The 18,216-nt window shown below is 73.8% G+C and carries 13 protein-coding genes; 3 read left to right on the top strand and 10 right to left on the bottom strand.

Annotated elements, in window-relative coordinates:
* Positions 1–11 precede the first annotated feature (11 nt).
* The 5 genes from PH191_RS01250 to PH191_RS01270 form a co-directional block, all read right to left on the bottom strand.
* Entirely contained in the window at positions 12–1,217 is a 1,206-nt protein-coding gene (locus tag PH191_RS01250) for a cytochrome P450 (protein ID WP_274192816.1), read from the bottom strand.
* Positions 1,214–1,909, bottom strand: coding sequence for a TetR/AcrR family transcriptional regulator (locus PH191_RS01255; RefSeq protein WP_274192817.1), 696 nt, complete (start codon positions 1,907–1,909; stop codon positions 1,214–1,216). The genes PH191_RS01250 and PH191_RS01255 overlap by 4 nt, the downstream gene beginning before the upstream one ends.
* Before the next feature lie 170 nt (positions 1,910–2,079).
* On the bottom strand, positions 2,080–2,565 hold the full coding sequence (locus PH191_RS01260) for a VOC family protein (protein WP_274192818.1): 486 nt from the start codon (positions 2,563–2,565) through the stop codon (positions 2,080–2,082).
* Positions 2,566–2,591: 26 nt separating this feature from the next.
* A complete protein-coding gene (locus PH191_RS01265; protein WP_274192819.1) occupies positions 2,592–3,203 on the bottom strand; it encodes a CE1759 family FMN reductase in 612 nt (203 codons plus the stop codon).
* Positions 3,203–4,294, bottom strand: coding sequence for an LLM class flavin-dependent oxidoreductase (locus tag PH191_RS01270; protein ID WP_274192820.1), 1,092 nt, complete (start codon positions 4,292–4,294; stop codon positions 3,203–3,205). The genes PH191_RS01265 and PH191_RS01270 overlap by 1 nt, the downstream gene beginning before the upstream one ends.
* 229 nt (positions 4,295–4,523) lie before the next feature.
* Between PH191_RS01270 and PH191_RS01275 the strand changes: the two genes are divergently transcribed.
* Positions 4,524–6,203: an FAD-dependent monooxygenase gene (locus tag PH191_RS01275; protein WP_274192821.1), complete on the top strand. Its 1,680-nt coding sequence runs from the start codon at positions 4,524–4,526 to the stop codon at positions 6,201–6,203.
* Here PH191_RS01275 and PH191_RS01280 read toward each other — a convergent pair.
* Genes PH191_RS01280 through PH191_RS01290 form a run of 3 tightly spaced genes read right to left on the bottom strand, consistent with a single transcriptional unit; the run spans position 6,188 to position 9,553 of the window.
* Positions 6,188–7,663: a protein adenylyltransferase SelO gene (locus PH191_RS01280; RefSeq protein WP_274192822.1), complete on the bottom strand. Its 1,476-nt coding sequence runs from the start codon at positions 7,661–7,663 to the stop codon at positions 6,188–6,190. The two genes, PH191_RS01275 and PH191_RS01280, sit on opposite strands and share 16 nt — an antisense overlap.
* Entirely contained in the window at positions 7,660–8,286 is a 627-nt protein-coding gene (locus PH191_RS01285) for a hypothetical protein (RefSeq protein ID WP_274192823.1), read from the bottom strand. Before PH191_RS01285 ends, PH191_RS01280 begins: the two co-directional genes overlap by 4 nt.
* Positions 8,287–8,317: 31 nt before the next feature.
* Positions 8,318–9,553: an alpha/beta hydrolase gene (locus tag PH191_RS01290; protein WP_274192824.1), complete on the bottom strand. Its 1,236-nt coding sequence runs from the start codon at positions 9,551–9,553 to the stop codon at positions 8,318–8,320.
* A gap of 96 nt (positions 9,554–9,649) precedes the next feature.
* Here PH191_RS01290 and PH191_RS01295 point away from each other — a divergent pair, with 96 nt between their 5' ends.
* Entirely contained in the window at positions 9,650–11,410 is a 1,761-nt protein-coding gene (locus PH191_RS01295) for a pyruvate dehydrogenase (RefSeq protein WP_274192825.1), read from the top strand.
* Here the strand turns inward: PH191_RS01295 and PH191_RS01300 are convergent.
* On the bottom strand, positions 11,407–12,972 hold the full coding sequence (locus tag PH191_RS01300) for an adenylate/guanylate cyclase domain-containing protein (RefSeq protein WP_274192826.1): 1,566 nt from the start codon (positions 12,970–12,972) through the stop codon (positions 11,407–11,409). The genes PH191_RS01295 and PH191_RS01300 overlap by 4 nt on opposite strands.
* Before the next feature lie 42 nt (positions 12,973–13,014).
* Positions 13,015–15,699 (bottom strand): pyruvate, phosphate dikinase, encoded by a 2,685-nt coding sequence (gene ppdK, locus PH191_RS01305; RefSeq protein ID WP_274192827.1) that lies wholly within the window; start codon positions 15,697–15,699, stop codon positions 13,015–13,017.
* Positions 15,700–16,013: 314 nt separating this feature from the next.
* Here ppdK and katG point away from each other — a divergent pair, with 314 nt between their 5' ends.
* Complete coding sequence (katG, locus tag PH191_RS01310) at positions 16,014–18,206, top strand: catalase/peroxidase HPI (RefSeq protein WP_274193649.1); 2,193 nt, start codon at positions 16,014–16,016, stop codon at positions 18,204–18,206.
* Positions 18,207–18,216 lie beyond the last annotated feature (10 nt).

Here is an 18,216-nt window from a genome sequence, read left to right on the forward strand (position 1 = left end):
CGACGCACCCTTCACCAGGCGACGGGCAGGCGCTCCAGCCCGTGGATGGCGTGCTGGGTGGCCCAGGCGACCTCGTCGTCGGGGATCGCCAGGTGCAGCGTCGGGAAGCGGCGCAGCAGGGCCGGGAAGGCGATCCGCATCTCCATGCGGGCCAGTGGTGCGCCGAGGCAGTGGTGCACGCCGTGCCCGAAGGCGACGTGCGGCGTGGCGTCCCGGGTGACGTCGAGGCGGTCGGGGTCGTCGCCGACCGCCGGGTCGCGGTTGGCGGCCGGCAGGTTGAACACCACGAGGTCGCCGCGGTGGATCGTCGCGCCCTCGATCTCGACGTCGCGCAGCGCGAGGCGCGGCGAGCCGCTCGAGACGATCGACAGCCAGCGCATCAGCTCCTCGACGGCGGGCGCCACCGCGTCGTCGTCGTCGCGCACCGCGGCGAGCTGGTCGGGGTGGCGGAGCAGGGCGAGCGTGCCGAGACCGAGCATGTTGGCCGTCGTCTCGTGCCCGGCGACCAGCAGCAGGTTCGCGATGCCGACGAGCTCGTCGGAGGTGAGGTCGTCGGCGTGCTCGCGCAGGAGCATGCCGATGAGGTCGTCGCCCGGATTCCGCCGCGCCCGGGCCACCAGGGTCTGCATGTAGGCCAGGGCCTCGGCGGCGAGCGCCACGCGTCGCTCCTCCGGCAGCCCCGTGTCGAGCTGGGCACTCGTGCGCGCCTGGAACTCGTCCTGGTCGCCCGGCGGGACGCCGAGCAGCTCGCAGATGACGAGCGACGGGATCGGGAGCGCGTACTGCGCGACGAGGTCGGCGGGCGCGCCGGACCGCTCGAGGGCGTCGAGGTGGTGGTCGACGATCTCGACGATCCGCGGCTCCAGGCGGCGCATGCGGCGCACGGTGAACTCGCCGGCGAGCATCCTGCGCAGCCGCGTGTGCTCCGGCGGGTCGAGCGAGAGCAGGTTGCCGGTGCGGTCCCCGGAGAGCTGGCGGGGGTCGCGTCGGACCTCACCCGCGAGGTCGTCCGGGGTCCAGCCGTTGGCGAACGTGTCGGCGTCGCCGAGCATCCGGCGGACGTCGGCCTGCCGGGTCAGCAGCCACGCCGGCGGGCCGAACGGCGTCGGCACCCGGGCGATCCCGGCGCCGTCCCGCAGCTCCTCGGCGTCCGGGGCCGGGCCGAAGCCGGTGCGCCGGAGGTCGAGGGGGGTGGTGGTGCCGGGGGAGGGGGTCACACGGGCTCCTGGTCTGCCGTCGGGTGGTCCGGGGTGGCGGTCACGGGCGCGAGCCAGACGCCGATGAGCACGTCGACGAGGCCGGTGGCGGTGTCGGCCCAGGTCGCCCGGGTGGTGGGGGCGCCGTCGGCGAGGGCGCGCTCGCGCTCGACGGGGACGTGCACGAGCAGGTGGCGCGCGACGTCGCCGCGCTCGCGGAACACCGCGGGGGGCAGGCTCGGCAGGCAGGCGTGCAGCCCGTCGAGGATGCGCAGCAGCGCCGGCGACGACAGCGACTCGTCGACGAGGATCTCGCGCAGCGCGGGGTCGGTCATCACCTGTGCGCCGAAGCGGGCGTACCAGGTCGGCGATCCCAGCGTGGCGAGGTGGTCGAACGCCGGGCGCACGAGGCATGCGAGCCAGTCGCGCAGGTCGTCGCTGCCCGCGACCTGCTCGACCATCTCCTCGCGCGTGCGCTCGATCGCCGTCGTGTGGCGCCGCACGATGGCGCGGACGAGGTCGGCCTTGGTGCCGAAGTGGTAGCCGACCACCGCGGTGTTGCCCTGGCCTGCGGCGTCGGCGACCTGCCGGTTGGACACCCCGTGGACGCCGTGCTCGGCGAACAGGCGCTCGGCGGCGTCGAGGATGGTCGTCCGGGTGTGGGCGTTGCGGTCGGTCCGGGCGTTGCGGTCGGTCCGGGCCTTGGCGGGCACGGCACCGAGTGAACGACCCCACCTCGCATCTGTCAATCGAGTGCTTTAATTGAGCGCCGTGTCCTCGGCACCCACGGCCGTGCCGTCCGTCGCCGGGTGATCGTCGGGGCCATCCCGCCGCGGCCGGCGTCGGTGGCCTCGAGCGGCGACCGGGTCCCGGTGCCGGTCCGCTAGAGCACCTGGTGCCCGTACATCTCGCCGAGCGGGTCGGAGATCAGCTCGATGCGCGCGCCGTCGGGGTCGCGGAAGTACACCGAGACGCCGCTGTGCACCTCGTGCTCGACCCCGGCGTCGGCGAGGCGCCCCACGAGCTCCTCCCAGCGGGCCGGGTCGACGCTGATCGCGACGTGGTGCAGCCCGCCGAGCACCTCGGCGTACGGGCCGAGATCGAGGCCGGGGAAGTCGAAGAACGCGAGCAGGTTGCCGTTGCCGATGTCGTGGAAGAAGTGCGACGAGCCGGGGTAGTCGCGGTTGTCGATCAGCTCGGTGAGCGGGAAGCCGAGGACGTCCTGGTAGAACGCCACCGTCCGCTCGACGTCGCTCGACACGAGCGCCGTGTGGTGCAGGCCGCGGGCGGTGGACGCCGGCCGCTCGCCGACGGGACGCAGGTAGCGCTCGCGGACGGCGGCGCGGCGGGTCTCGATGTCGGTGCTCATGGGCGTACCTCTCGGGTGGAGCGGGGTCAGCGGGACAGCAGGGCGGTGAAGTCGGGGACGTCGGCGAAGGGGTCGGCCGGGCCCGACGCCGGCCGGGCGGCGACCGCCGCGGCGAGTTCGGCGCCGGCGCGCTCGATGCGCGCGCCCAGCTCGCTGCCGACCCCGCCGGCGCCCCAGTCCTCGGACGCGGCGAACACCGCGGTGGGCACGACGGCGGCGTGCAGGTAGGAGAACAGCGGGCGCATCGCGTGGTCCAGCGCCAGCTGGTGGCGCGCCGTCCCCGCGGTGGCGCCGAGCAGCACCGGCGTGCCGTCGAGGGCCCCCCGGTCAAGGACGTCGACGAACGTCTTGAACAGGCCGCTGTAGGACGCCGAGAAGATCGGCGTCACGGCGATCACGCCGTCGGCGCCGGCGACGGTGTCGAGCACCGGGCGCAGCGCGGCGTTCGGGAAGCCGGTGACGAGGTGGTCGGCGAGGTCGCGGGCGTGCTCGCGCAGCTCGACGACCTCGACGCGGACCTCGACCCCGCGCTCGCGCAGGGCCGCGGTCGTCGCGTCGGCGAGGCGGTCGGCCAGCAGCCGCGTCGACGACGGCGACGAGAGCCCGGCGCTGACGACGGCGAGGGTGCGGGTGGTCATCAGACCGTCACCTCCTGGGCGAGGCGAGCCGCCACGAGCGACTCGTGGGTGGGGGCGTCGGGCACGTGCGCGGGCTTGCGGGCCGCGAACTCGCGGCGCAGCACCGGCACGACCTCCTCGCCGAGGATGTCCAGCTGCTCGAGCACCGTCTTGAGCGGCAGCCCGGCGTGGTCGATGAGGAACAGCTGGCGCTGGTAGTCGCCGACGTAGTCGCGGAACCCGAGCGTCCGGTCGATGACCTCCTGCGGGCTGCCGACGGTCAGCGGCGTCTCGCGGGTGAAGTCCTCGAGCGACGGCCCGTGCCCGTAGACCGGGGCGTTGTCGAAGTACGGCCGGAACTCGCGGACGGCGTCCTGCGAGTTCTTCCGCACGAACACCTGGCCGCCGAGCCCGACGATCGCCCGGTCGGCGTCGCCGTGGCCGTGGTGCTCGAAGCGACGGCGGTAGAAGTCGACCATGCGCCGGGTGTGGTCGGCGGGCCAGAAGATGTGGTTTCCGAAGTAGCCGTCGCCGTAGAAGGCGGCCTGCTCGGCGATCTCGGGGCTGCGGATCGAGCCGTGCCAGACGAACGGCGCGACGCCGTCGAGGGGGCGCGGGGTGGAGGTGAAGCCCTGCAGCGGCGTGCGGAACGTCCCCTCCCAGTCGACGACGTCGGAGTCCCACAGCCGGCGCAGCAGCGCGTAGTTCTCCACCGCCAGCGGGATGCCCTGACGGATGTCCTGGCCGAACCAGGGGTAGACGGGGCCGGTGTTGCCGCGCCCGAGCGTGAGGTCGACGCGGCCGCCGGAGACGTGCTGCAGCATCGCGTAGTCCTCGGCGATCTTCACCGGGTCGTTGGTGGTGATCAGCGTCGTGGCGGTGGAGAGCTGCAGGCGCTCCGTGCGTCCGGCCAGGTAGCCGAGCGTCGTCGTGGGCGAGGACGACATGAACGGCGGGTTGTGGTGCTCGCCGAGGGCGAAGACGTCGAGGCCGACCTCCTCGGTCTTCTCCGCGATGCGCAGGACGGCCTGCAGCCGCTCGGCCTCGGTGGGGGCGAGGCCGGTCGTCGGGTCGGGGGTGATGTCGCTGACCGAGAAGACACCGAACTGCATGGCCCTGCGCTCCTTTAGTTGACGATTCAACTTACATCCCGCAGAACCGCTGGGGCGGCGCGGCTATTCCGGGTGGACGTCCTACCGGGGTCGTTGACGCCCGGACGGGTCTCGGTTGTACTCCAGGTGACAGGTGGATCTCACTGTTCCACGAACAGAGCAGTCGTCGACGCAGGAGCCGGTCTGAGCGGCCGATGTCGGTGACAGAAGGTGACGAAACGGAGTGGGCATGGCGGACGAGGCGCAGGACGTCCTGGTGGCGGGGGCCGGCCCCGTCGGCCTGACCGCGGCGGTGGAGCTGGCGCGGCGCGGGGTGGCGGTCCGGGTGATCGACACGCTCGAGCAGCCGAGGCACTACGCCAAGGCCGTCGGGCTCCAGCCGCGGACGCTGGAGCACTGGGAGCGCACCGGCATGCTGACCGCGGCGCTCGACGAGGTCCAGACGATGCGCGGGCAGATCGTGCACGTCGACGGCGTCGAGGTCGCGCGCCTGGAGCTCCACCTGCCCCCGGACGTGCCGTACGGCTTCACGTCCCTGCCCCAGTACACGACCGAGCGCCTGCTCGCCGAGGAGCTGCACCGCCACGGCGGCACCGTCGAGCGCGGGGCCTCCCTGGTCGGCTTCTCCCAGGACGCCGACGGGGTGACCGCGCAGATCCGCACGTCCGCGGGCGAGGAGACCGTGCGGGTGTCCTACCTCGTGGGGGCCGACGGCGCCCACAGCGTGGTGCGCAAGGGGCTCGGGCTCGCCTTCGAGGGCGACGCGTTCGCCGAGGAGTACATGCTCGGCGACGTCGTGCTCGACTGGTCGCTGCCGCCGGGCTTCGGCGTCCGGCTGACGCGCACCGTCCCCGACGGCCCGGACGACATCCTCGTCGCCATCCCGCTCCCCGAGCACGGGCGCTACCGCATCTCGATGCTCGCCCCGCCCGAGCTCAGCACCCGCCCGGCGGCGGCCCATGCCGGCTCCGCTCCCGCCGACGACGTCGTCCACGGCCTGGAGTCCGGCCACGCCCCCGAGCTGCACCACCTCCAGGCCGTCGTCGACCGCCTCGCCCCGGAGCCGACGACCGTCTCCGACCTGCGCTGGTCGTCGGTGTTCCGCATCAGCCACCGGCTCGCCGACCGCTACGGGGTCGGGCGCGTGTTCATCGCGGGCGACGCCGCGCACATCCACCCGCCCACCGGCGGGCAGGGCATGAACACCGGCATCCAGGACGCCCTCAACCTCGCGTGGAAGCTCGCGCTCGTCGTCGACGGCATCGCGGAGCCCACGCTGCTGGAGAGCTACCACCTCGAGCGCCACCCGGTGGGCGAGGAGGTCGTCGGGCGCACCGTGCGCCAGGCGCGGCAGGGCTTCGACGCCGACGACCCGGCGACGATGATGCGGCGCGAGGCGCAGCTGCTGGTGAGCTACCCGGTCAGCCCGATCGTCGGGGCCGCGGGGGCCGCCCTCGGGGTGCTCCCCGGCGAGCGGGCGCCCGACGCCCGCGGCCTGCGCCGGCCCACGGTCACCGACCCGCTGCGCCTGCACGCCGTGCTCGCGGCGACGGAGTTCGCGCTGCTCGCCTACGTCGACGACCTCGACCAGCTCGCCGAGGTCGCCGCCGCGCGGGCGGTCGCGGCCGCGAGTGCCCTGCCGGTGCGCGTCCACGTGGTCGGCGCCCCGGACCTCGGGCCCGCGCTGGACGCCACCGGCGAGCCGTACCTGCTCGACGGCGCCGGGGACCTCGCGGCCACCTACGGGGTGCGGGGCGGCGACGCGGTGCTCGTCCGGCCCGACGGCTACGTCGGCTGGACCGCGCGCCCGCTCACGGCGGAGGCGCTCGCCCTCCACCTCGCCACCCTCACCCGGGCCCCCGAGGGCGCCGCGGCGGGCGCGGCCACCTCGGCTCAGGTCCCGCAGTAGGTCACGTACGCCGCGGAGCCGGCCGGGTCGGGGGCCGCGTAGGCCTCCTGGCCCGGCTGCTCGGTGAACGGGTCGGCGAGCACCGCGACCAGGCGGTGGAACGGCCCGAGGTCGCCGTCGACGGCCGCGGCGAGCGCGGCCTCGACCTGGTGGTTGCGGGGGATGTAGACCGGGTTGAGGCGGTCCATGGCGTCGGCGATCTCCGCGGCGGGCCGGGTGTCGCCGGCCAGCGCGGCGTGCCAGCGCTCCAGCCACGCGTCGACGGCCTCCCGGTCGATCACGAGGTCACGCACCGGGGCGTCGTCCCCGCGGGCGGCCGACGAGAGCGCCCGGAAGAACCGCGTGTGGTCGGGGTGCTGGTCGGCCATCAGCGTGACCAGGTCCTCGACCAGCTCCGGGTGCTCCTCGGTGAGCCCGAGCTTGGCGTGCAGACCGGCCGACCGGTGCTGCGTGTAGCGCTCGCCGAACGCCGACACGGCGTCGGTGGCGAGCTGCACCGCGGTGTCGGCGTCGTCATCGATCAGTGACAGCAGGCTCTCGGCGAACCGCGCGAGGTTCCACTGCGCGACCGCGGGCTGACGGCCGTAGGCGTACCGCCCGCCGTGGTCGATGGAGCTGTACACCGTGGCCGGGTCGTAGGCGTCCATGAAGGCGCAGGGCCCGTAGTCGATGGTCTCGCCGGAGATCGTCATGTTGTCGGTGTTCATGACGCCGTGCACGAACCCGACGTCCATCCACTGCGCGATCAGCGACGCCTGGGCCTCGACGACGGCCTCGAGCAGCGCGAGCGCCGGGCGCTCGGCCTGCGCCGCCGCCGGGTGGTGGCGCGTGATCGCGTGGTCGGTGAGGCGGCGCAGGAGGTCGGCGTCGCCGGTCGCCGCGGCGTACTGGAACGAGCCCACCCGCAGGTGGCTCGACGCGATCCGCGCCAACACCGCACCGGGCTGCGTCGTCTCGCGGGTCACGCTCTCGCCGGTGGTGACGACGGCGAGTGCCCGCGTCGTCGGGACGCCCAGCGCGTGCATCGCCTCGCCGATCACGTATTCGCGCAGCATCGGCGCGAGCGGCGCCCTGCCGTCCCCGCCGCGCGCGAACGGTGTGCGGCCCGAGCCCTTGAGGTGCAGGTCGCGCCGCCGGCCCGCGGTGTCGGTGAGCTCGCCGAGCAGCAGCGCCCGGCCGTCACCGAGGCGCGGGGAGTAGTTGCCGAACTGGTGGCCGGCGTAGGCCTGCGCCACCGGCGTCGCGCCGGCGGGCACGGCCGCGCCGGCGAGCACGGCGACGCCCTCGGGGCTGCGCAGCGCCTCGGCGTCGAGCCCGAGCTCGCCGGCGAGCTCCTCGTTGAGCGCGACGAGCTCCGGCGACGGCGAGGGCGCCGCCTGCCACGCCTGGTAGAGGCCCCCGAGGTCGCGGACGAACCAGTCGTCGAGAGCGAACAGCGGCCGGGTGTCGGCGACGGTCATGGATCCGAGGTTAACCACGTCGGCTGATCGTCACGCCGGATCAGCGTCGTGATCCGCACCAGCGACGGCGCCGTGGGCGTCGAGCCGAAGCCGAAGTGCACGGGCGGGCGCACCGGTCCGAGCGCGCCCTGGTCGCGGCCCTCGAACGTCACCGCGGCGTCGACGACCCGGTGCAGGTCGCGGGCGCCGTAGTACTCGGTGCGCCCGCCCCCGGCGGTGCCGACCGTGCGGACGCCGGGCAGCACCCGGCGCGCGATCGCGTCGAGGGCGGCGATCCAGCGCGGCGCGGCGGCCAACCGCGACGGCACCGCGCGCAGCAGCCACCCGAGCGCCGGGCGCCCGCCGACCCGCAGCGTCACCTCCAGGTCGTCGGTGACGACCCGGTGGCAGTCCCCGAACTCCTCGTGCGTCACCGCCCCGAGGCGCGTCTCGTCGAACGTGTACGTGGCGCCGACGAACTCCGCGACCCGCTCGTCGGGGGCCAGGAGGATCCGGTGGCCGTCGGGACGCTCGACCATGACGTCGGTGAACGCCCCGAGCGGTGACGTCGGCCAGTGCCCGATCACCACGCGCAGCCCGGCCGACGTGCCGAGGCCGGCGATCCACCCGTCGAAGCGCTCCACGCCGCGGGCCTACCCGATCACGGGAAGCAGTTCACCGCGGCAACCCGACCTGGTCGCCCGCCCAGCGCCCGAGCACCGAGAACGCGGCCTGGTGCCCGAGCGAGCCGTCCGGGCCCGTGTCGAAGGCGTGGTCGGCGAACGGGACGTCGACGCGCTCGACGAGGACCCCGGCGTCCCGCGCGGCGTCGACGAAGCCGTCGGCGCCGGACGGCGGGACGAGGCGGTCGCGCGCCGGCACGATCAGCAGGGTCGGTGGGGCGGCCCCCGGGACCGCCGCGAGGGCGTCGGCGGCGGAGACCGCCCGGTAGCGCTCGGGCACCTGCTCGGGGGTACCGCCGGTGTAGCCGACGGCGAACTCCCGCGCGCCCCGCCCGTGGCGATAGGTGTCGGCGAGGTCCACCGCCGGATAGAGGGTGGCGATCGCACGCGGGACCGGCACGGGCACCGGCGACGCGCACGCCGCGGTCTGCGTGCCGGCCGCGGCGCCGTAGCCCACGGACAGGGCGAGCTGGCCGCCCGCCGAGTCGCCGCCGATCACGAGCCGGCGGGCGTCGCCACCCTGCTCCGCGGCGTGCTCGGCGACGCGGGAGAGCGCGCAGGCGACCTGGGGGCCGGCGACGTCCCACGTCGGGCGCCCCGGGCGGGTGAGCGTGTACTCGACGGAGACGACGAGCCAGCCCTCGTCGGCGAGTCGCCGGAAATCCGGGGTGCGGTCGAGCTCGGAGCCGGTGCGCCACCCGCCGCCGTGCACCCACACGAAGACGGGCGCCGGGGTGGTCGCGCGCGGCCGCAGGACCGACAGGTGCAGGTCCTCGCCCTCGGGGGTCGTCAGGTAGATCGGGTGCGCGTCGGGCTCGGCGGCGGGCGGGGCGGGCAGGGCGACGGCGCGCAGCGGGTCGACGCTCCCGCCGCCGCCGAGCGTCGCCGCCACGACGGCGCCGACGGCCCCGGCGAGCGCCAGGGTCGCGACGGTGGCGACGGCGGCCATGACCGTGGCCGGGACCGTCCGCCGGGTCCGGCGCAGCAGCCAGGCCCCGGCCGTGACGACGAGGCCGAGGAGCAGCAGCGGCGGCCCCCACACGACCACCACCACCGGCGAGCCCTGCGCGCCGAGCAGCGACGACCCGGGGACGAGCGCGGTCAGCGCCGCCACGACGAGGAACAGCGACGCCGCGGCGAGGACGACCAGCGCGACGACGCCGAGCGGCCCGGATCGGCGCGGTCCGGCCGGCCCGGCGTCGCGGTCGGCCACGTCCTGGTCCGTCACGTCCGACAGCGAAGCACGCCCGCCGTCCCACCCGTCGGTCACGGTCGGGTGAGAGCACGCGTGCGCCGCCGCGTCGAGCGGGTGGAAGATCAGGCCATGGCTCACACCGTCGCCGACCAGCTCATCGAGGTCCTGATCCAGTCGGGAGTCCGGAGGATCTACGGGCTCGTCGGCGACAGCCTCAACCCGATCGTCGATGCCGTGCGGCGCTCGGGCGGCGCGGCCGAGGGCGGGATCGACTGGATCCACGTGCACAACGAGGAGGCCGGCGCGCTGGCCGCGGCCGCGGAGGCCCAGCTCACCGGCACGCTCGCCGTGTGCGCGGGGAGCTGCGGGCCCGGCAACACGCACATGATCCAGGGCCTCTACGACGCCCATCGCTCCGGCGCCCCGGTGCTCGCGATCGCCTCGCACATCCCGTCGGTCCAGATCGGCACGACCTACTTCCAGGAGACCCATCCGACCTCGTTGTTCGCCGAGTGCTCCTCGTGGGTCGAGCTGGTCTCGCGCCCGCAGCAGCTGCCGCGCCTGCAGCGCATCGCGATGCAGACCGCGCTGGCCGACCGCGGGGTCTCGGTGCTCGTGATCCCCGGCGACATCACCGCCGAGGCGGCGGCGCACCCCACCGGTCAGGGCGACCTCGTGGCGCCGTCCGCGGTCGTCACGCCGGCCGCCGACCGCGTCGAGGCCCTGGCGGAGCGGGTGAACCGCGCGTCGTCGGTGACGCTGTTCGTCGGCGCCGGGGTGCGGGAGGCCCGCGACGAGGTCCTCGCGCTGGCCGAGAAGGTCAAGGCGCCGGTGGGCCACTCCCTCGGCGGCAAGGAGTGGATCCAGTACGACAACCCCTACGACGTGGGGATGAGCGGGCTCCTGGGCTACGGCGCCTGCTTCGAGGCCAGCCACGAGGCCGACCTGCTCGTGCTGCTCGGCACCGACTTCCCCTACGACGGGTTCCTGCCGCAGGCGCACACCGTGCAGGTCGACCGCGACGCGCGGCACCTCGGGCGGCGCACCGTGCTCGACCTCGGCGTCGAGGGCGACGTCCGCGCCACCGTGCGCGCGCTGCTGCCGCTGCTCGACGAGAAGACCGACCGCACGTTCCTCGACCGGATGCTGCGCCACCACGCCGACGCGCTCGAGCACGTCGTCGACGCCTACACGCAGCGCGTCGAGGACCACCGGCCGGTGCACCCCGAGTACGTGGCCTCGGTGCTCGACGAGGAGCTGACCGACGACGCCGTCGTCACCGTCGACACCGGCATGTGCAACGTCTGGGCCGCCCGCTACATCACGCCCACCGGCCGCCGGCGGATCCTCGGCTCCTTCCGGCACGGGACGATGGCCAACGCGCTGCCGCACGCGATCGGCGCGGCGATCTCCCAGCCCGGCCGCCAGGTCGTCTCCATGTCCGGCGACGGCGGGCTGACGATGCTGATGGGCGAGCTGCTCACCACTGTCGAGCAGGACCTCGACCTCACCGTCGTCGCGTTCAACAATGGCGCGCTCGGCATGATCCGCCTGGAGATGATGGTCGCCGGCTTCCCGTCGTTCCAGACCGACCACGGGCCCGCGGACCTCGGGGCGATCGCCGCGGCCGCCGGGCTGCACGCCGTCACGGTCACCGATCCGCACGAGCTGCGCGGTGCCCTGCGCGCGGCCCTCGACCACCGCGGCCCGTCCCTGGTCGACGTGCGCACCGACCCGAACGCCCTGTCGATCCCCCCGCACGTCACCGCGGAGCAGGTGCGCGGCTTCGCCCTCGCCGGCATGCGGACCGTGCTCGCCGGCGGCGTCGGGAAGATGGTCGACCTCGCCCGGTCCAACCTGCGCTCGGTCCCGCGGCACCCGCTGCGTTAGTCGTCGCCGGCCCGGTCGCTCGGTGCGTGCACGCGGGTCGCCCGCTTGCGGCCGCGCAGCCGCAGGACGTCGACCTCGGTCCAGCGCCCGGCCTCCTCCGCGCCGGCCCGGCCGATCGCCGCGTCGGAGGCGGCGACGAGGCCCCGGAGGCCCTTCGCGACGTCGCACAGGCGCGCGGCCTCGTTCACCGGGTCGCCGATCACGGTGTACTCGTAGCGGCGGGCGTCACCGATGTTGCCCGCCAGCGTCGGGCCTGCGGAGACGGCGATGCCGGCGGTTGCGGGGGCCGTGGTGGTGGCGGTGCGCGCGTCGAGGCGCTCGGCCAGCGCGCGGGCGGCGGCGAGCGCGCACCCCGCGGCGTCCTCCAGGTCGTCCGGCGCCCCGAACACCGCCAGCGCCGCGTCGCCCTCGAACTTGTTGATCCACCCACGGTGGCTCTCGACGACGTCGACCACCTCGGCGAAGAAGGCGTTGAGCACGGCGACGACCTCGTGGGGCGGGTGCTCGAACGCCATCTCGGTGGACCCGACGAGGTCGACGAACAGCACCGCGACCTCGCGCACCTCGCCGCCGAGCTCGATCTCGCCCGCGAGCGCGGAGCGCGCGACCCCTTCGCCGACCTGACGGCCGAACAGCTCGCGGATGCGGTCGCGCTCGCGCAGCCCCGACGCCATCTCGTTGAACCCGGCCTGCAGCATCCCCAGCTCCGAGGCGTCCGAGATCTGCACCCGGGTCCCGAGCTCGCCGTCCTGCACCCGCCGCAGCGCCCGCCGGACGTCCATGACCGGCCCGGCGATCGACGTCGACGTCAGCGCCGCGAGCAGGAACCCGACCGCCAGCGCGACCGCGGCCAGCACCAGCACGACGACCCCGAGCCGCGTCACCGTGTAGTAGTCGCGGAACACCAGCGACGCGGCGGCGGCGAGGGCGATGCCGAGCAGCGGGACACCGGTCCCGAGCGTCCAGGCGCTCAGCGACCGGGCCACCACGCCGGGCACCAGGCCGAGTCGGTCGGGCGGGTCCTCGGCGAGCACCCGCGCCACCTCGCCGCGCAGGGCGAGCTCGCTGAGGCGGTAGGCGACGGCGACCGTCGCGACGCCGCCGAGGGCGACGACGCACGCGACGGTGAGGGCGACGGTCAGCGAGGAGAACGCGTTGATCGTCGCGAAGAGCGGCACGGCGACGATCCACGGGACGGCCTGGACGACGGTGATGCGCAGGGGCGCCGCGAGGACCGCGCTGCGCGCCTGCCGGCCGTGCGCCCGCCAGGCGTCGTCGCCGGCGTCCGGGTCCGGCTGCGGGGGCACGTGCACCCACACGAAGCCCCAGACGAGGCCGACGACGACCGCGAACGCGAGGTAGAAGCCGAACGCCCAGAGGTTGCGGTCGAGGGTGTCGTCGAGGTCGGGCACCAGGTTCTGGGTCGGGAGGAGCCACCCGGCCACCGCGAGCACGATCGCCGCCCCCACGACGTTCGAGACGACCACGAGGGCGCCGACGAGCGCCTTCGTCGCCGGCCGGAAGTCGCGGTGCACGGTCCCGCGCTCCGGGGGCTCGTCCATGCCCCCGACCCTATATAGCAGGTACCGACGGTACCGCGACGGTCAGCCCGTGGCGTCCGCCACCACGGCCCGCCCGCCCTCGAGACGGGCCACCGGGATGCGGAACGGGGAGCAGGACACGTAGTCCAGCCCCGCCCGGTGGAAGAAGTGCACCGAGTCCGGGTCGCCTCCGTGCTCGCCGCAGATGCCGAGCTTGAGGCCGGGACGCACCTCACGACCGCGCCACGACGCGATCTCGACGAGCTCGCCGACGCCCTCGACGTCGAGCGACTCGAACGGCGAGACCCCGAAGATGCCCGACTCGAGGTAGTCGGAGAAGAACGAGCTCTCGACGTCGTCGCGGGAGAAGCCCCAGGTGGTCTGGGTGAGGTCGTTGGTGCCGAAGGAGAAGAACTCGGCGACCTCGGCGATCTGTGCCGCCACGAGTGCGGCGCGCGGCAGCTCGATCATCGTCCCCACCTGGTGGGGGACCGGCGCCCCGTTCACGTGGGACTCCGGCTCCGCCACCACCTCCGCGATCTCCGCGGCGACGGCCTGCAGCTCCTGCACGGTCCCGACCAGCGGCACCATGATCTCGGGCAGCACCTCGACGCCCTCGGCGGCGAGCGCGGCCGCGGCCCGGGTGATCGCGCGGACCTGCATGGCGAACAGCCCTGGCACCGCGATGCCGAGCCGTACGCCGCGCAGCCCGAGCATGGGGTTCTGCTCGTGGAGCCGGCGCACCGACGCGAGCAGCTCCTCCTTCTCGGTGGTGAGCTCGCCGCGCTCGCGGTCGAGGGCGACCTCGACCGAGAGGTCGGTGAGATCGGGCAGGAACTCGTGCAGCGGCGGGTCGAGCAGCCGGATGGTCACCGGCAGGCCCTCCATCGCCCGGTAGATCGCGGTGAAGTCCTCGATCTGCAGCGGCAGCAGGGCCGCGAGGGCCTCCTCGCGCTGGTCGCGGGTCTCGGCGAGCACGAGCGTCTCCACCAGCTCCCGGCGCTCGCCGAGGAACATGTGCTCGGTGCGGCAGAGCCCGACGCCCTCGGCGCCGAAGGTCCGGGCGGTGGCGCAGTCCTCGCCGGTGTCGGCGTTGACGCGCACGCGCAGGCGCCGCAGGGAGTCGGCGTGGCGCATGATCCGGTCCACCGCCGCGACGAGGTCGTCGTTCTCGGCGAGCCCCGTGGACCCCTCGAAGTAGGCCATGACGGGGCTCGCGACGACGGGCACCTCGCCGAGGTAGACCTCGCCGTTCGTGCCGTCGATCGAGAGCACGTCGCCCTCGACGACCTCGCGCCCGTCCGGCAGCGTGATCTTCTTCGCGCGGACGTCGACCTCGAGCTCCTCGGCGCCGCACACCGCGGTCTTGCCCATGCCGCGGGCGACGACGGCCGCGTGCGACGTCCGCCCGCCCCGGCTGGTGAGCACGCCCTGGGCGGCGATCATGCCGTCGAGGTCGTCGGGGGTCGTCTCGCGGCGGACCAGGATGACCTTCTCGCCGGCCTTCGCCCGCCGTACCGCCGTGGCGGAGTCGAACACGGCGGCCCCGCCCGCGGCGCCCGGCGAGGCGTTCATGCCGGTGGTCAGCAGCTCCTTGGTCGCGTCGCGGTCGAACCGGGGGAACATCAGGTTCGCCAGCTGCGCGCCGCTGACGCGGTCGAGGGCCTCGTCCATGCCGATGAGGCCCTCGTCGACGAGCTGGCAGGCGACGGTGAACGCCGCCGCGGCGGTGCGCTTGCCGACCCGGGTCTGGAGCATCCAGAGCTTCCCGCGCTCGATCGTGAACTCGATGTCGCACAGGTCGCGGTAGTGGTTCTCCAGCGTCGTCATGATCTCCATGAGCTGGTCGTACGACGCCTTGTCGATCCGCTCCAGCTCGGTGAGCGCCAGGGTGTTGCGGATGCCCGCGACGACGTCCTCGCCCTGCGCGTTCTGGAGGTAGTCGCCGTACACGCCGCGCGCGCCGGACGCGGGGTCGCGGGTGAAGGCCACGCCGGTGCCGGAGTCCATCCCGAGGTTGCCGAACACCATCGAGCACACGCTGACCGCGGTGCCGAGGTCGGCGGGGATGCGCTCCTGGCGGCGGTAGACGTTGGCGCGGGGGGAGTTCCAGGAGTCGAAGACGGCGCGGACGGCGAGGTCGAGCTGTTCGCGCGGGTCCTGCGGGAAGTCCCGGCCGGCGTGCTCGCGGGTGAGGCCCTTGAACGCGTCGACGAGCGCGCGCAGGTCGTCGGCGTCGAGGTCGAGGTCGTTCGTGGTGCCCTTGGCCTTCTTCGCCTGCTCGAGCGCCTCGGCGAAGTGCTCGCCCTCGATGTCCAGCACCGTCGCGCCGAACATCTGCACGAGGCGGCGGTAGGAGTCCCAGGCGAAGCGCGCGTCGCCGGACTGCGCGGAGAGGCCCTCGACCGACGCGTCGTTGAGGCCGACGTTGAGGACGGTCTCCATCATCCCGGGCATCGAGAACTTGGCCCCGGAGCGGACGGACACCAGCAGCGGGTCGTCGGCCTGGCCGAGCTGCTTGCCCATCGTCTTCTCGAGCGCGACGAGGTGCTCGGTGACCTCGTCGGCGAGGCCGGCGGGCTCGTGACCGTCGACGAGGTAGGCCCGGCAGGCCTCGGTGGTGATGGTGAACCCGGGCGGCACCGGCAGACCGAGGTTCGTCATCTCGGCGAGGTTCGCGCCCTTCCCTCCGAGCAGGTCCTTCTGGTCCTTGTTGCCCTCGCCGAACGAGTACACGAGCTTGGTCATGCTGCCTCCGGGGCACGGGCGACGATCATGGGCACGCCGGCGCGCGCGCCGACCCCGCCACTGTGACCGAGGGGCCGCACGGCGGCCAGACCTGACGACGCAGATGATGCTCATCGCGCCCCGATTCTTGATTCGTTCCAGAATAGGCGCGACACTGCGGCCCGTGTCCGCGCCGACCGCACCCCCACCGGGGCGACCGCGACGGCCCGGCCCACCACCTCGAGCACCGCACCGAGCACCGCACCGACCACCGCTGACCACCCAGTGACCCGGAGGACTTCCTCGTGTCAGAACACGTGACCCGCGAGACCGAGATGAACACGGAGGACGCCGGGGGCTGCCCGGTCAACCACGGTCGCCTCGCGCACCCGACCGAGGGCGGCGGCAACGTCGACTGGTGGCCGAACCAGCTCAACCTCCGCGTCCTGCGCTCGCACACGTCCGTCTCCAACCCGATGGACCCCGACTTCGACTACGCGAAGGAATTCGCGACCGTCGACCTCGACGCGCTCGCCGCCGACGTCGACGAGGTCCTGACGACGAGCCAGGACTGGTGGCCCGCCGACTTCGGCCACTACGGCGGCTTCATGATCCGTCTGGCCTGGCACTCGGCCGGCACCTACCGCCTGGCCGACGGCCGCGGCGGCGCCGGCATGGGCATGCAGCGCTTCGCCCCGCTGAACAGCTGGCCGGACAACGGCAACCTGGACAAGGCCCGCCGTCTGCTCTGGCCGGTCAAGCAGAAGTGGGGCAAGAAGGTCTCCTGGGCCGACCTGCTGATCCTCGCCGGCAACCGGTCGCTGGACACGATGGGCCTGCAGACCTTCGGCTTCGCCGGCGGGCGCCCCGACGTCTTCGAGCCCGACAACGAGACCTACTGGGGCCCGGAGAACTACTGGCTCGGCGGCGACCAGCGCTACACCGGCGACCGCGAGCTCGAGAAGCCCCTCGGGGCCTCGCAGATGGGCCTCATCTACGTCAACCCGGAGGGCCCGGACGGCAACCCCGACCCGCTGGCCGCGGCGCGCGACATCCGCGAGACCTTCGGCCGGATGGCGATGAACGACGAGGAGACCGTCGCCCTCATCGCCGGTGGCCACACCTTCGGCAAGACCCACGGCGCGGCCGACCCCGAGCAGTACGTCGGCCCCGAGCCCGAGGGCGCCTCCATCGAGGAGGGCGGCCTCGGCTGGCGGCAGAGCTTCGGCAAGGGCAAGGGCCGCGACACGATCACCTCCGGCCTGGAGGTCACCTGGACCTCCACGCCGGTGCAGTGGAGCAACGGGTACTTCGACAACCTGTTCGGCTACGAGTGGGAGCTCCACAAGTCGCCGGCCGGCGCGTGGCAGTACCGCCCGGTGGACGGCGGCGGCGCGAACACCGTGCCCGACCCGGAGACCGGCGAGCTCACCCGCCAGCCCACGATGCTCGTCACCGATCTCTCGCTGAAGGTCGACCCGATCTACGGTGAGATCTCGAAGCGGTTCCACGAGAACCCCGACGAGTTCGCCGACGCGTTCGCGCGCGCCTGGTTCAAGCTGACCCACCGCGACATGGGCCCGATCCAGCGCTACGTCGGCCCGTGGGTGCCGGACGAGACGCTGATCTGGCAGGACCCGGTGCCCGCGCACGAGGGCCCGCTCGTCGGCTCCACCGAGATCGCGGAGCTGAAGAAGCAGATCCTCGACACCGACCTCACCGTCTCCCAGCTCGTCAAGGCGGCCTGGGCGTCGGCGTCGACGTTCCGGATCGGCGACAAGCGCGGCGGCGCCAACGGTGCGCGCGTGCGTCTCGACCCGCAGATCGACTGGGAGGTCAACGACCCGCAGGAGCTGCGCCGCACGCTGTCGGCCCTCGAGGGCGTCCAGTCGTCGTTCAACGCCTCCGGCACGCAGGTCTCGCTCGCCGACCTCATCGTCCTCGGCGGCTGCGCCGCGGTGGAGAAGGCGGCGCACGACGCCGGGTTCGACGTGTCGGTCCCGTTCACCCCGGGCCGCACCGACGCCTCGCTGGAGTGGACGGACGTCGACTCGTTCACCCACCTCGAGCCGAACGCCGACGGGTTCCGCAACTACCTCGGCAAGGGCCACCAGCTCCCCGCCGAGTACCTGCTGGTGGACCGCGCGAACCTGCTCAACCTCTCGGCCCCCGAGATGACCGTGCTCGTCGGCGGTCTGCGGGTGCTCGGCGCGAACACCGCCGGTGCGTCGCACGGGGTGTTCACCGACCGGGTCGGGCAGCTCACGAACGACTTCTTCACCAACCTGCTCGACATGAACACCACCTGGGCGAAGGTCGCCGAGGAGGAGGGGCTCTACGAGGCCCGCGGCACCGACGGTGAGATCCACTGGACCGGCACCCGCAACGACCTCGTGTTCAGCTCGAACTCCGAGCTGCGCGCCCTCGCGGAGATCTACGCCGAGAACGGGTCGGAGGAGAAGTTCGTCCGCGACTTCGTCGCCGCCTGGGACAAGGTCATGATGCTGGACCGCTACGACGTCAAGTAGTCCACGCACG

Source organism: Actinomycetospora callitridis, assembly GCF_028737265.1.
GTDB lineage: Bacteria > Actinomycetota > Actinomycetes > Mycobacteriales > Pseudonocardiaceae > Actinomycetospora > Actinomycetospora callitridis.